The organism is Phaeobacter cretensis (assembly GCF_047372505.1).
In the GTDB taxonomy this organism is placed as follows: Bacteria; Pseudomonadota; Alphaproteobacteria; order Rhodobacterales; family Rhodobacteraceae; genus Phaeobacter; species Phaeobacter cretensis.
In genome coordinates this window covers 3,673,090-3,686,222 of sequence record NZ_JBKBEU010000001.1, presented here as the reverse complement: position 1 = coordinate 3,686,222, position 13,133 = coordinate 3,673,090, and the positions used below count along the sequence as shown (strand labels likewise).

At 56.4% G+C, this 13,133-nt stretch carries 11 protein-coding genes; 3 read left to right on the top strand and 8 right to left on the bottom strand.

Going from position 1 to position 13,133, the window contains the following annotated elements:
• Positions 1-110: 110 nt before the first annotated feature.
• Positions 111-863 carry a cytochrome c biogenesis CcdA family protein gene (locus ACEWZM_RS17470; RefSeq protein WP_414007652.1) on the bottom strand — a complete coding sequence of 251 codons (753 nt, stop codon included), beginning with the start codon at positions 861-863 and terminating at the stop codon, positions 111-113.
• Positions 864-956: 93 nt separating this feature from the next.
• Between ACEWZM_RS17470 and ACEWZM_RS17465 the strand changes: the two genes are divergently transcribed.
• Positions 957-1,190: a sulfurtransferase TusA family protein gene (locus ACEWZM_RS17465; protein ID WP_414007651.1), complete on the top strand. Its 234-nt coding sequence runs from the start codon at positions 957-959 to the stop codon at positions 1,188-1,190.
• 43 nt (positions 1,191-1,233) lie between these two features.
• On the opposite strand, the gene ACEWZM_RS17460 is transcribed toward ACEWZM_RS17465, so the two are convergent.
• The 7 genes from ACEWZM_RS17460 to purC form a co-directional block, all read right to left on the bottom strand.
• Complete coding sequence (locus ACEWZM_RS17460; protein ID WP_414007650.1) at positions 1,234-1,683, bottom strand: DUF4440 domain-containing protein; 450 nt, start codon at positions 1,681-1,683, stop codon at positions 1,234-1,236.
• 75 nt (positions 1,684-1,758) lie between these two features.
• Positions 1,759-4,791, bottom strand: coding sequence for an Rne/Rng family ribonuclease (locus ACEWZM_RS17455; RefSeq protein ID WP_414007649.1), 3,033 nt, complete (start codon positions 4,789-4,791; stop codon positions 1,759-1,761).
• Positions 4,792-5,356: 565 nt separating this feature from the next.
• The gene (locus ACEWZM_RS17450; protein WP_414007648.1) at positions 5,357-6,694 is read right to left on the bottom strand and encodes a sigma-54-dependent transcriptional regulator; all 1,338 of its coding nucleotides are present in this window, start codon (positions 6,692-6,694) and stop codon (positions 5,357-5,359) included.
• Positions 6,695-6,723: 29 nt separating this feature from the next.
• Entirely contained in the window at positions 6,724-8,493 is a 1,770-nt protein-coding gene (locus tag ACEWZM_RS17445) for an ATP-binding protein (RefSeq protein WP_414007647.1), read from the bottom strand.
• Between the two features lie 36 nt (positions 8,494-8,529).
• Positions 8,530-9,198: a phosphoribosylformylglycinamidine synthase subunit PurQ gene (gene purQ / locus ACEWZM_RS17440; RefSeq protein WP_414007646.1), complete on the bottom strand. Its 669-nt coding sequence runs from the start codon at positions 9,196-9,198 to the stop codon at positions 8,530-8,532.
• Entirely contained in the window at positions 9,195-9,428 is a 234-nt protein-coding gene (gene purS, locus ACEWZM_RS17435) for a phosphoribosylformylglycinamidine synthase subunit PurS (RefSeq protein WP_414007645.1), read from the bottom strand. The genes purQ and purS overlap by 4 nt, the downstream gene beginning before the upstream one ends.
• Before the next feature lie 105 nt (positions 9,429-9,533).
• Positions 9,534-10,295, bottom strand: a complete 762-nt coding sequence (purC, locus tag ACEWZM_RS17430) for a phosphoribosylaminoimidazolesuccinocarboxamide synthase (protein WP_414007644.1) — start codon at positions 10,293-10,295, stop codon at positions 9,534-9,536.
• Positions 10,296-10,572: 277 nt separating this feature from the next.
• Here purC and ACEWZM_RS17425 point away from each other — a divergent pair, with 277 nt between their 5' ends.
• A complete protein-coding gene (locus ACEWZM_RS17425; RefSeq protein ID WP_414007643.1) occupies positions 10,573-10,890 on the top strand; it encodes a DUF1476 domain-containing protein in 318 nt (105 codons plus the stop codon).
• A 114-nt stretch (positions 10,891-11,004) separates the two neighbouring features.
• Positions 11,005-12,993 (top strand): phosphatidylglycerol lysyltransferase domain-containing protein, encoded by a 1,989-nt coding sequence (locus ACEWZM_RS17420; RefSeq protein WP_414007642.1) that lies wholly within the window; start codon positions 11,005-11,007, stop codon positions 12,991-12,993.
• The last annotated feature ends 140 nt before the right edge of the window (positions 12,994-13,133 follow it).

Below are 13,133 nucleotides of genomic sequence, written 5' to 3'. Positions count from 1 at the left end.
CCGCGCGGTTGCAAAAGCGTAAGCCCCGCCGGAACATATACCGGGCGGGGCTTTAGTGGGTGATTGCGATCTGGCCAGCCACCACGACAGGCGTTGGCCAAACAAACTGATCAGCCAAGAGTGGCCAGCGCCGGGAACGTCTCCAAGAGCCAGAAAGAGAATTCAGAAAACAAGCCGGTGACCAGCATGAAACCGACAAAGATCAGCAGTCCGCCCATAAATTTCTCGATAATTCCCATGTAGGGTTTAATCCGGTTCATCAGCACCATGGAGCGCGTGAGGAAGACTGCGGCCAACAGGAAGGGAACCCCCAGGCCAAGCGCATAGATCCCCAACAAAAGCGTGCCGCGCGCTACCGAAGCCTCGGTTGCTGCCAGCGACAGGATGGCGCCAAGCTGCGGGCCAATGCAGGGTGTCCAGCCAAACGCAAAGGCCAGCCCCAACACATAGGCCCCAATCGCCGAGCCACCAGATTGATCGGTATCCATCCGTGCCTCGCGGTCCAGCAGCGGGATGCGAAACACCGATAAGAAATGCAGGCCAAAGATAATGACAACAACACCTGAAACCTGCGCAAAAAGTTCCTGATTTTGCAGAACAAAAGCGCCGAACGCAGAGGCCGTGAACCCTAGTAGCAGAAACACCGTGGACAGGCCCATTACAAAGAACAGCGCGGCAATAATAGCCTTTCGCCGTGCCTGCGCGGTGTCTTGAATTTCGCCAATGGAAACGCCGCTCATATAGGCCAAATAGGGTGGCACGATGGGCAGCACACAGGGTGACAGAAAGCTGACCAATCCAGCCATCAGTGCCACCAGCATGGCAGGGATCAGCCCTGCGTCGATGATTTCAATACCAAACATGCCTAACCCTTAGACCAGGCTTTTAGAAAGGTCACGGGGGGCATCAGTCACAACCTTGTGGACAGGATGAAACAAGCGGATTATCTGCAAGTCATGAATGACACGAACGAGACACTAGACGCCATCGGGCTGCTCTGCCCACTCCCCGTGCTGAAGGCACGTAAACGACTGAAACCATTGACCTCTGGCATGGTATTGGAAGTACACGCAGATGACCCGGCAGCGGTAGTGGATATCCCGCATTTCTGCCACGAGGCAGGTCATGAACTTCTCGAGATCCAAAACCTACCGATGCATCAGATCTATTTGATCCGCAAGGGTGGTTAGGGGAACCGATAGACAGGTTGTCTATGATCTAGTTCCGGCGCACTTAAGGCAGCGGGTTAGGCAGCCCCTCTGGCAGAGCCTTAGTGTCCTGACTGAAGATATTGATCCAGACACCGTCTTCACGTCGCCAAATTGAGCTGACGTACATTGCTGACTCTTCGCTTACATCCTTGTTCTGATCTGCCTTATTCTGGTCGACCGGTCGACTTATGCGCCGATACGTCGCGCGATAGGCCAGTAACGCGCAGTCGGGTCCCAATGACAGAACCCTTGCCTGCTCAATAGCGAATTGGGCAATTGAAGGTCCCTGCTCCAGCTGATCTGTGTGATCATCACGCCCAGCGAACCCACTAGGATAGACGCCTAGAAAGTCCGTGTGCAGGGCGGCACAATCTGCGGCGACATCTCCCTGTTGCAATGCCCTCCAGACTGCTGTTTCCGCAGCCAGCAACTCTTGTAGTAGTTGGTCTGTTTGGAAACGATCCGACTGCATACCTGCCCTCTGAGGTCCTGTACTGCCACACATGAAAAAGGCGGGCTATGCGCCCGCCTTTTCAAGAATTACCGATCAGCTGCCAACCGACCACCAACCACGCCGCTTAGGCTTTGGCGGGCTCACCGGTTCGGGTTCTGCTACCGCAAGTGCAGGTTCCGGCGTTCTTTCGGCCTCTTCCACGACGACGTCTACTGTCGCTTCATCAGCAGGTTGCTCCGCAGCAGTCTCAGCCGGAGCCTCGACCTGATCAACGGCTATGTCCCTGGCTGTTGCCTCGTCCGCCTTGATCTCCTCAGCCTTAACAGGTTCAGGGTCTTTTACCGGCTCTGCAGGCGCTTCATCAGCAGACACCTGCACGGAAATCTCCGGCTCAAGTTGTTCCTTCTCAGACACGGCTTCTACAACTTTGGCCTCTTCCGGAACGGCTTCGCCATTGAACGGCGTTACCAGATCTGATGCGACCTCGGCTGGTGCCTCTGCGGACGTCTCAGCTGCAACCTCCGTTGCTGGAGTATCGGCCGCAGGCTCTGCATGCGCATCGGGTGTCGCCGATATGGTGTCGGCATCCGCCGCTACGACATCATCCGTCTTCTTCTTGCGACTGCGCGACCGCGAGCGTGTGCGCGTGCGTTTCTTCACCTCGCCTTCGCCCTCCGGAGTGGACTCTTTGCCATCCGCGTCATCCGCTTTGGCGCCTTCAGCTTCGGTAGCCTCGCCTTCAGCCGCGTCAGCGGCCTGCTGATCGTCAGCTGTTGCATCCGCCTGCGCGTCGCCATTTGTGTCTTCACCCTCGCCACCGGAGGACTTCCGCCGCCGCCGACGACGACGTTTACGCTTGGGCTTGTTGTCACCCTCGCCATCCTCAGCTGCCGACTGCGCCTCTGCAGTATCGGCATCGTTGGTGTCAGCCTCAGCCTCATCAAGGTCTTCGTTGGCCTCTTCCGCATCGACCTGGTCCATGATCGAGGTGTCGACAGAAACAACCGGGGCTACAGCGACAGGCACCACACGAGATGCAGTCTTGAATTTTTCAAGCGAGAAGTCAGGGCTCACCAGATGCGGGTCACCCTCGATCCGCACCGAAAGACCATAGCGAGTTTCGATCTGGGCGATATGTTCGCGTTTCTGGTTCATCAGATAGTTCGCAATGCCAACGGGACAGCGAACCAGCACCTCACGGGAGCGACGGCGGGTGCCCTCCTCCTCGATCTGACGCAGAATAGACAGCGCCAGTGAGTCATCCGAACGAATAAGACCTGTACCGTGACAATGCGGGCAAGGCGCTGTTGTCGCCTCAATCATCCCCGGACGCAGGCGCTGTCGCGACATCTCCATCAGGCCGAAACCAGAGATACGGCCCACCTGAATGCGCGCGCGATCGGTCTTCAGCTTGTCCTTCATCCGTTTTTCGACGGCGGCGTTATTCTTGCGCTCGTCCATGTCGATGAAGTCGATGACGATGAGACCGGCAAGGTCACGCAGACGCAACTGGCGCGCCACTTCTTCGGCGGCCTCAAGGTTGGTCTTAAGTGCGGTTTCTTCGATCGAGCCTTCTTTGGTAGCCCGACCAGAGTTCACATCGATAGCGACCAGCGCTTCGGTCACACCAATCACGATGTAACCACCGGATTTCAACTGTACCGTCGGGTTGAACATCGCACCCAGGTAGCTTTCGACCTGGAAGCGAGCAAACAGCGGCAGTTGATCCTGATAGTTTTTCACGTTTTTAGCGTGGGACGGCATGATCATTTTCATGAAGTCCTTGGCGATACGATAACCGCGTTCGCCTTCTACCAGCACCTCATCAATCTCGCGGCTGTAAAGATCGCGGATCGACCGTTTGATCAGATCGCCTTCTTCATAAATCTTCGCAGGCGCGATAGATTTCAGCGTCAGCTCGCGGATTTGTTCCCAGAGGCGCTGCAGGTATTCATAGTCACGCTTGATCTCGGATTTGGTACGTTTGGCCCCAGCCGTACGGACAATCAGGCCCGCGCCGGTTGGCACGTCCAGTTCGACAGCGATGTCCTTAAGTTTTTTACGGTCGGCAGCATTGGTAATTTTGCGGGAGATGCCACCACCACGCGCAGTGTTGGGCATCAGCACACAATAGCGGCCAGCCAGAGACAGATAGGTGGTCAGCGCGGCACCCTTGTTGCCGCGCTCTTCTTTCACGACCTGCACCAGCAGGACCTGACGTACTTTGATAACTTCCTGAATCTTGTAGCGACGTGGGCGCGGTTTGCGCACTGGACGGATATCTTCGCTGTCGTCTTCATCTGCGACAGACTCGATGTTTTCATCCTTAGAAGTTGCATCAGCCCCGGCATCGGCTTCGGCGCTGTCATCATCCGTATCAACTTCGGATGCATCTTCTGCTGTTGCATCTTCGGCTTTTACATCCTGAGCGTCGCCCGCATCCTGTGCTTCAGCAGTATCAGCGGTGGCGTCTTCAGTGGTTTCCGCAGCCTCAACAGGTGCCTGTTCTTCTGGCGCCTCGGGGACGTCGGATACAGCCTCATCAGCCACCGGTTCAGCGCTGGATGTCTGGGCATCTGTTGTCTGGGCATCTTCTGCAACGACTGTCTCGGAAGCGTCAGCCGTATTGGTTTCGACTGCAGGAGTCTCATCCGTCAGGTCGATAGTTTCCATACCAGCGATATCAGCGCCCGTGCCAGTCGCCTCAGGGCTGACGTCCTTTGTTTCGACGACATCAGCAGATTTTACATCCGCAGCCTTGGTACGGCTGCGACGCGAACGTTGTTGGCGCTTAGGCTTGGCATCTTCCTCATCATCGCGTGCGCGCTGTGCTTCAGCATAGGCACGTTCTTCCTCCATCAACGCCTCACGGTCGGCGACAGGGATCTGATAATAGTCGGGGTGGATTTCCGAAAATGCGAGGAAGCCATGGCGATTGCCGCCATAGTCCACAAAAGCTGCCTGCAGCGATGGTTCGACGCGGGTTACTTTTGCGAGATATATATTGCCGGCAAGCTGGCGTTTGTTTTCGGATTCAAAGTCAAATTCCTCAACCTTGTTTCCATCGACCACCACAACGCGGGTCTCTTCCGCGTGGGTGGCATCAATAAGCATCTTCTTAGCCATGTTTCCTTGGTGCACCTACCGCGCACGCGCGCATCTGGCCCGTTACCGGGCGGACGTGAACGATCGGGGTGGTGTCTTGTCTGGGCGATGTCTTGTGGCGTGCGATTGGACCATGCAGTACAGCGGTTAGCCCCGGAACATCTGTCCGGCCCTCCTGCCTGTCTGCTGTTCTCACTCGCGCGCGTCATCGCGTTTCTTCTCCGACAGGTGGGAATATCCGCGCCCTGCCCTGATTATATCCCTGCTGAAATTTGTCAGTCAGGTGTTAAACTGCCTCGAAATACTGCGAGGCAAATCGGTCTGACTTTGCTTTCTCGGATCTTGCCGGACAAAAACAAAGGCAGCGAATCTCATCAAGAGAGGGTAAGATCACTGTGGTCTTATCCCCATCTAGGCAGCATAAGACCTGTGGATAGGTAATGACAATGGTCATTCGTCACACCTGCGATCTATTTACTATCCTGTTGGTTCCTAGGCCAAAAACCATGAACATTCGGTTAGCAAAACAACAAAGGCCGCACCCGTGAGGATGCGACCCTTTCTTGGTTAACCTGCTGGCCTGTTGTCAGGACAAATAGTCGGAACGTTGCAGGCCGTATTTTGCCATCTTTTCATTCAGCGTCCGACGCGGCAGGCATAGCTCATCCATAACGCTGGCGATGGAGCCCTTGTGCCGTCGCATGGTGTTGTCGATCAGCATCCGCTCGAAAGCTTCAACATATTCCTTCAGCGGTTTGCCTTCGGTGGTCATCACCGGCTGCATGTCCTCGTGATCAGACATCAGCAGCGAAGCAATAGTTCCAGAGCCGCGACGCGACTGCAGAACTGCCCGTTCGGCAATGTTGATCAATTGACGAACATTGCCTGGCCATGGAGCCTGAAGCAGCTGAGCTGCCTCCTGCGCGCTGACCTGAGGTGCGGCGCAGCCGTACTCCTCGGAGAACTGCTCGGACAGGCGAGTAAACAGCGTCAGGATGTCCTCACCGCGCTGGCGCAGCGGCGGAACTGTGATGCGCAAAGCAGCCAAACGATAGAACAGATCCGGACGCAACGCATCTTCGCAGGTTTTGCCCGCTTCTTGCAAGTTTGAGATTGCAACAATACGGGTTTCACCGGGAATACCCTGTTCGTTGATGACGCTCAGGAGTTTGGCTTGTAGCGTCTCGCTCAGTGCTTCCACATCTTCCAGCACCAGCGTGCCACCACGCGCCTCTTCGATTGCGGGCAGCGAGCTGTCTTCCGGCTGCATTGGTCCAAAAAGCCGCTTGGTCAGAGTTTCCTCCTCCAGCGCAGCACAGGATACCAAAACGAACTTCTTACCGGCGCGGCTACCTACGGCGTGCAGCGCATGAGCGACCAGCGTCTTACCTGTGCCGGTCTCACCGTCGATCAGCACATGGCCATCGGCCTGCCCGAGGTCAAGAATATCCTCACGTAGGCGTTCCATTACCGGGCTGGAGCCGATGAGTTTCTTCATGATGGTGCTGCCATCGGATAGCTCACGTCGCAAAACCCGATTGTCGAGCGTCAGGCGTCGTGCTCCGGTAGCGCGCTTGGCCAATTCTGACATGCGATCGGGATTGAAGGGTTTTTCCAGAAAGTCGAACGCCCCAACCCGCATCGCTTCAACCGCCATCGGCACATCGCCATGGCCGGTGATCATGATCACCGGTAGCGCGGAATCGCTGCCCATAAGTTTCTTGAGGAACTGCATCCCATCCATGCCCGGCATTTTGATATCCGAGATGACGATGCCGGGATATTCTGCTCCCAACACCTTCAACGCATCTTCTGCGCTGGCAAAGGTTTCCGTGTCATAGCCAGACAGCGCCAGCCATTGGCTGATCGACTGTCGCATATCCTGTTCATCATCGACGATCGCGATTTTCATGGCCTGTGCCATTCGCGTGCCCTCCATCCAGTGATACCGCGCTATTCTGCGGCCTCCATACCGTCCACAAGGATCGGCAATTGCATTTCAAATACGGCGCCACCGCTTTGTCCGTTTCGAGCGGTTAACCGTCCGCCTAGGTCGTTCACGATACCGGAGGAGATGGCAAGACCCAACCCAACGCCGTCTCCCGGCTGCTTGGTGGTGTAAAAGGGTTCAAAGAGGCTGCCGAACTCCTTGATCCCGACACCGTTGTCGCGCACTGACAGGGTCGCCGTTTCTCCTGCTGCCAGCAGGATTTCCACTTCAGGGTCTGCGACCGACTTTGTAGCGTCTAATGCGTTTCGCAACAGGTTCACCATAACCTGTTCAATTCGCATCCGATCCCCCATCACATAGACAGGTTGTTCGGGTAGAATTCGGGCGATCTTCACATGCCGTTGGCGCAGTTGTGGTTCCATCATTGAGAGCGACGAGGCCAGCGCATCGCCCATATTTACCGGGCTGAACGCGTCACCGCCCTTGCGCGCATAAGATTTGAGCTGGCGGGTAATTGCTCCCATGCGTTCGATCAGATCATCGATCCGCCCGAAGGATGCCAACGCCTCCTCAGGACGATTGCGATTAAGCAATAACCGTGCACCGGCGAGGTACGTTTTCATCGCCGCGAGCGGCTGGTTCAACTCGTGACTTACGGCGGCTGACATCTCACCCAGAGCTGCCAGTTTCGAGCTTTGCGCAAGGCTCTGTTCAGCGACGGCAAGGTTCTCCTGCATCCGCTCCCGCTCGGCAATTTCCCGCTGTAGCCTAACGTTCAATACGCGAAGCTCTGCCGACTCACGCTGGAACAACGCCATGCGCAGCGCTGTTCGGCGGCTCAATGCATAGAACGCGAGCGCCAGAAGAATGGCGAATCCCATGATCTCTAACGCCAATACCGTGTTTACCCTCTCCCGGATCGACGCATAGGTGGTGAAGGAGGTCAGCCGCCAGCCCTGGAACGGAATGCGGGATTCCAATCGCATCACCGCCTCGCCCTGAAGATAGGCATCTGCGGGCAGCGCCGTCCAATCGGCCGTGGCGCGGATCGCGCGCTGTATAGCGCCTTCCGGTGTTTGCAATTGCAACGCGTCATCTTCCGACAGGCCGCGCCAGCGGGATTCCGTGGCCAATATAATCGTACCGGTGCTATCGCTGACCATCACAGCATCAGATATGCCAGCCCAAGCGCGCTCAAATTTCTGTAGATCGACCTCGACCACGATCACACCAAGAATACCAGAAGTATCAACGATACGCCGTGAATAGGTGAAACGATAGCTGCCGACCTCTCGCCTCAGGGCGGAAAACACTGTGGTTTTAGACCGCAAGGCATCTACAAAATAGGCCGCATTGCGATGGGTTTCCCCCAGTCTGTTGCGATCCGTGGCCGCGACAGTGCGCCCGTCCTGCGCCATCAACATGATGGAGGCAGCACCGATTTCCTCGACGAAGGATATCAGTCGCTGAGTAGAGAGCGAAAAGTCATTGGATTGCAGCGCTGAAATCAATGCCTGATCCCGCGCCAGCAATTGCGGCACGATGGCGTGGCGTCCAAGCTCGCTCACAAGATTTCCAGAATAGAGTGCCAATCGCAGCTCAGCGCGGTTGCGCGTACTTTCGGTAAAGCGATCAGTTAGGGAGCGGTTGGTCATCCAAACAGTCACCGCCGCGACCGACATCAGCACCAACAACGCAAGGCGCACCCGCCACGACGTTGTGCGGGAACGCGGTCTTTCGGAAACTATGGGTGCGTCACGCGTGGCAGTCATAGGAAAACCTAACGCATGCCGTCACGCCTTCACAAGTCACGCCGCAGTGACAAGCCCGGCAAGTGCGCGAAACACTGCCACACCGTCGGTACCACCATGGCCCGCGTCAGCCGCGCGTTCAGGGTGGGGCATCATGCCCAGAACCCGACGGTTTTCAGACAGGATACCTGCGATATCCGCAACCGAACCATTGGGGTTATCCACATAGCGGAAGGCCACGCGATCCTGATCCTGCAGCGCTGCGACGGTATCAGCATCAGCGTAGTAGTTGCCATCGTGATGCGCGATCGGCACGCCGATCACATCGCCAGCAGTATAGGCCTCGGTAAAGACGCTGTCTGCTGTGGCAACTTGAAGGTCAACAGTGCGGCAGATGTATTTCAGGCCCGCATTGCGTAAAAGCGCACCTGGCAAAACACCGGTTTCCGTCAGGATCTGAAATCCGTTGCATACTCCGATGGCATAACCGCCACGATACGCATGATCCACAACCGCCTGACAGATCGGAGATTGCGCTGCAATTGCGCCGCAACGCAGGTAATCGCCATAGGAAAAGCCACCAGGGACGCCAACAATATCGATGCCGTCAGGCAACGCACTGTCCTTGTGCCAGACCATAGAAACGTCACAGCCCGCTTGCTCGAACGCTACGGCGAGATCTCGGTCACAATTGGAGCCGGGGAAGACTACAACAGCCGCCTTCATCCCTGCATCTCGATGCTGTAGGATTCGATCACAGTGTTGGCCAACAGCTTTTCACACATCGCGGTGACATCGGCTTCGGTCGCATCATTGGCCAGATCGAGATCGATCACCTTGCCCTGACGCACGCCGTCTACCTTGTCAAAACCCATAGCGCCAAGAGCATGGCGCACGGCCTCGCCCTGTGGATCCAGAACCCCGTTCTTCAGCATTACATGCACGCGTGCCTTCATCGCATCTTCCCTCAGGTTTCGATGGCAAAGCCCGGATTAGGGACTTCTTCTTTGAACAATCAAAATCCCGCCCCGATGTGGCCAGGGCGGGACCGGTGGATCAGATCAATTCACCAGCGTTGGCTTGCCGCCGGCTGGTGGATTATTCGGCATGAGGCCCAGACGCCGTGCCACTTCCGTATAGGCATCGGTCAGACTGCCAAGATCGCGGCGGAACACATCTTTATCGAGCTTCTGGCCAGTTTTCATGTCCCAGAGACGGCAGCTGTCAGGGCTGATCTCATCAGCAATCACAAGGCGCTGAAAATCTCCATCATAGACCCGGCCGATTTCGATTTTGAAATCCACCAGTTTAATGCCGACCGCTAGCATAACGCCCGAAAGGAAGTCATTTACGCGCAGAGCCAGGCTCAGAATGTCATCCATATCTTGCTGGGTGGCCCAACCAAAGGCCGCGATATGCTCTTCGGTGACCAAAGGATCCCCGAGTGCATCATCCTTATAGCAATATTCGACGATCGGACGTGGCAGCTGCGTCCCCTCATCAATGCCAAGACGTTTGGAGATCGATCCGGCCGCGTAGTTGCGTACGATAATTTCAAGCGGAATGATCTCGCAGCTGCGAACCAGTTGTTCGCGCATATTGAGCCGTTTGAGAAAGTGCGTCGGTACGCCGATCTGGCCCAAGCCCTGCATAAAGAACTCGCTCAGCAGGTTGTTGAGCACGCCCTTACCTTCGATGATGTCACGCTTTTCGGCGTTAAAGGCGGTGGCGTCATCCTTGAAATACTGAACGATTGTGCCCGGCTCGGGACCTTCATACAGTGTCTTCGCCTTGCCTTCGTAAATCTTCTTGCGACGTGCCATGCGCAGCCTTTCGGGAAAAAAGCGGGAATCTCATGCCCGGGAACTGCCGCCCTCATAAGGCAAGGGGCGCTTTGCCGCAAGCTTGGTCCCTGTCCCGCATGTATCTACACGGCGCAGACGATAATCGGCGAATGAAATTGCCTGCGATCGGATCAGACGCTGCAGTAAGTGATGACTGTTGATCATCAATCAATCGCCCAGCTCACCTCTTGTTGGTGCAGTAAATCGTTCACATATCCTACTGACGTACAACGATTGTAGAGATGAAGGAGGATCCATGTCCACATTCGACGACCGCGAAAATGCCTTTGAGGCTAAATTTGCCCACGATGAAGAGATGCAATTCAAAGCACAGGCGCGCTGCAACAAGATGTTGGGGCTCTGGGCTGCTGGCCTTCTGGGTAAAACAGGAGCTGACGCCGATGCCTATGCGCTCGAAGTGATCAAAGCAGATTTTGAGGAAGCCGGTTTTGAGGATGTTCTACGCAAGGTTAGCGGCGATCTAAAAGGGCGCGCAAGCCCCGACGAGGTACGTGACAAACGTGCTGCCCTGCTACCTGAAGCTAAGGCAGATATCTTGAATGACAAAGCCTGAATTTGCGGCGTTTTGGCGTAAAAATTACTGATATATCAAATGCATTAACCCGGTGACAATTCATCGTGCTTAGGATCCGCAGATGGCGAAACGCCGTAAGCAACAAGGATCCTGATGCCCAAGTACCCGTCCATTGTCAGCCGCGCACCAACGCGGGCTGCCGCGCGCAGCCTGCGTCTGGCAGTGCCTGTGGCCGTTATGATCGGCTGTATCGCGTTGTTGCAGGCACATGTGCCTTTGCCGGATGTGCAGGAGTTGCGCGAGATATTAAGCACCCTGTCGCCCTGGCAATGGGGCGGATCTCTGCTCGCAACTTGCATCAGCTTCGGGGCTCTTGGTCGCTATGACACTGTCGCGCACCGTCATCTCAGAACCGGGTTAGACGGCCCCAAAGCGCGGCGCGCTGGTATCGTCGCGATAGCACTGTCACAGACCTTGGGTTTTGGTCTGGTGACCGGGGCATTCGCACGTTGGCGCATGCTGAAAGGCCTGCGGCCGTTACGCGCTGCACAGCTCACGGGTATGGTCGCCGTTACATTCCTGATTGCTTTGGCCGGAATATGCGGCGCGGCCCTGATGATCAGCCCGGCTCCTGTGTCGAACATCTGGCTTGGTGGTGCTATACTATCAGCGACACTGCTCATGATAGGCACGATGGCTATTGTTCCGCTTGTTCGGATTGGTCGTATGACCCTGCGGTGGCCATCAGTGACAGCAATCACTGCACTCGGATTTTGGGCTCTGATCGATGTGATCGCAGCCGGCACTGCGCTCTGGTTGTTGCTGCCTGAAAGCGTGGACCTATCGTTGGCAGCACTCCTACCTGCCTATTTTCTGGCGCTTGGCGTAGCCATACTCTCTTCAGCCCCCGGCGGCGCCGGCGCGTTTGAGCTTGCTCTTTGTGCAATGCTGCCCGCGCAAATTACCACAGAGGTTATCGCCGCGATCGTGGCCTTCAGACTTGTCTATTACATTCTGCCAGCCATCGTCGCCGGGCTTTGCCTTGCCTGGCCCACTCTCGCTTGGTTGGCAGTTGGCGGCACAGATGCCACCAGCGCCGCGGCCACAGATCCGGAGGCCTTGCAGGGCAGCGCCATGCGACCAGCCTCGCACTTGCCACAGAACCGCCCAACGGCAGAAAGTGCCGTCATCCAACAAAATGGTGGACACATTCACGCCTTTGGCTTGAACCAAGTCGCACTTCTCGACAGTCCTCAGGCATCGATTGCGTTGTTTGGCACCGTCAGTGGCCACTTGACCGAAGCACTTCCAGGGCTGAAATCCCATGCTAGACTGCGCAATGCTGTCGCCTGCCTGTATAAATGCAGCGCCCGAGACGCTGTAGATTGCCGCCGTGCGCGTTGGCGGGTTCTGCGGATCGCGCAAGAGGCTGTGCTGTGCCCTATCTCGTTTAACGAAACAGGTTCCAACCGCCGTCAGCTACGTCGAAAATTAAGGCAGGCTGAGAAGGCCTGCGTTCGCGTCCTCGCGGCAGATCAGTCTGCCGATCAAGATGTCTTGACCGAAAAAATGGCCCAGGTCGATGCCGCCTGGCAATCTGCTCACGGCGGTGCAAAGGGCACGACCATGGGACGATTTCAGCCAGAATATCTGGCTCAGCAACGGGTATTCATTGCGTGGCACGACAATCGTATGGTCGGGTTTGTCAGTTTTCATGCGACCCCCAAGGAATGGTGTCTCGATCTGATCCGACTGCTGTCAGATGCTCCTGATGGTACCAGCCACGCGCTGATCCGCGCTGCATTGTCCGACGCCGCCGAAGCAGCTGTGCCTCGCTTGTCGTTGGCGGCTGTGCCTGATCATCGTTTTGCCAAACGCCTGGATCCCGGACTACGCCGGTTCAAGACCGCGTTCGCACCCAAGTGGGAAGACCGCTATGTCGCCGCCCCGTCGTTCTTGCAGATGGCGATTGCTCTCGCGGAGCTGCTCCGTCTGGTCCACCACCCGGCACCGTTACCGCACTGGCCAACACAGAATGAACAGGCAGATGGTAGCAACAATTTCCCGCGTCAGGGCGAAACACCCGCCGTCCCCGCAGACAACAAGAGCATCCGGCATAAATTAGAACGCCGCAGTGCCTAACTGCGCGAAATCCCGCGTCCCGAATGGGACAACGACGTAACAAGTGATGAGGCCGCTCATAATGAAGATGAAAAAAATGAAATTGCCCTTGTACGTCGCGCATGACAGACCGGGTTACCGTCATATGCCGAAAGGGGTTG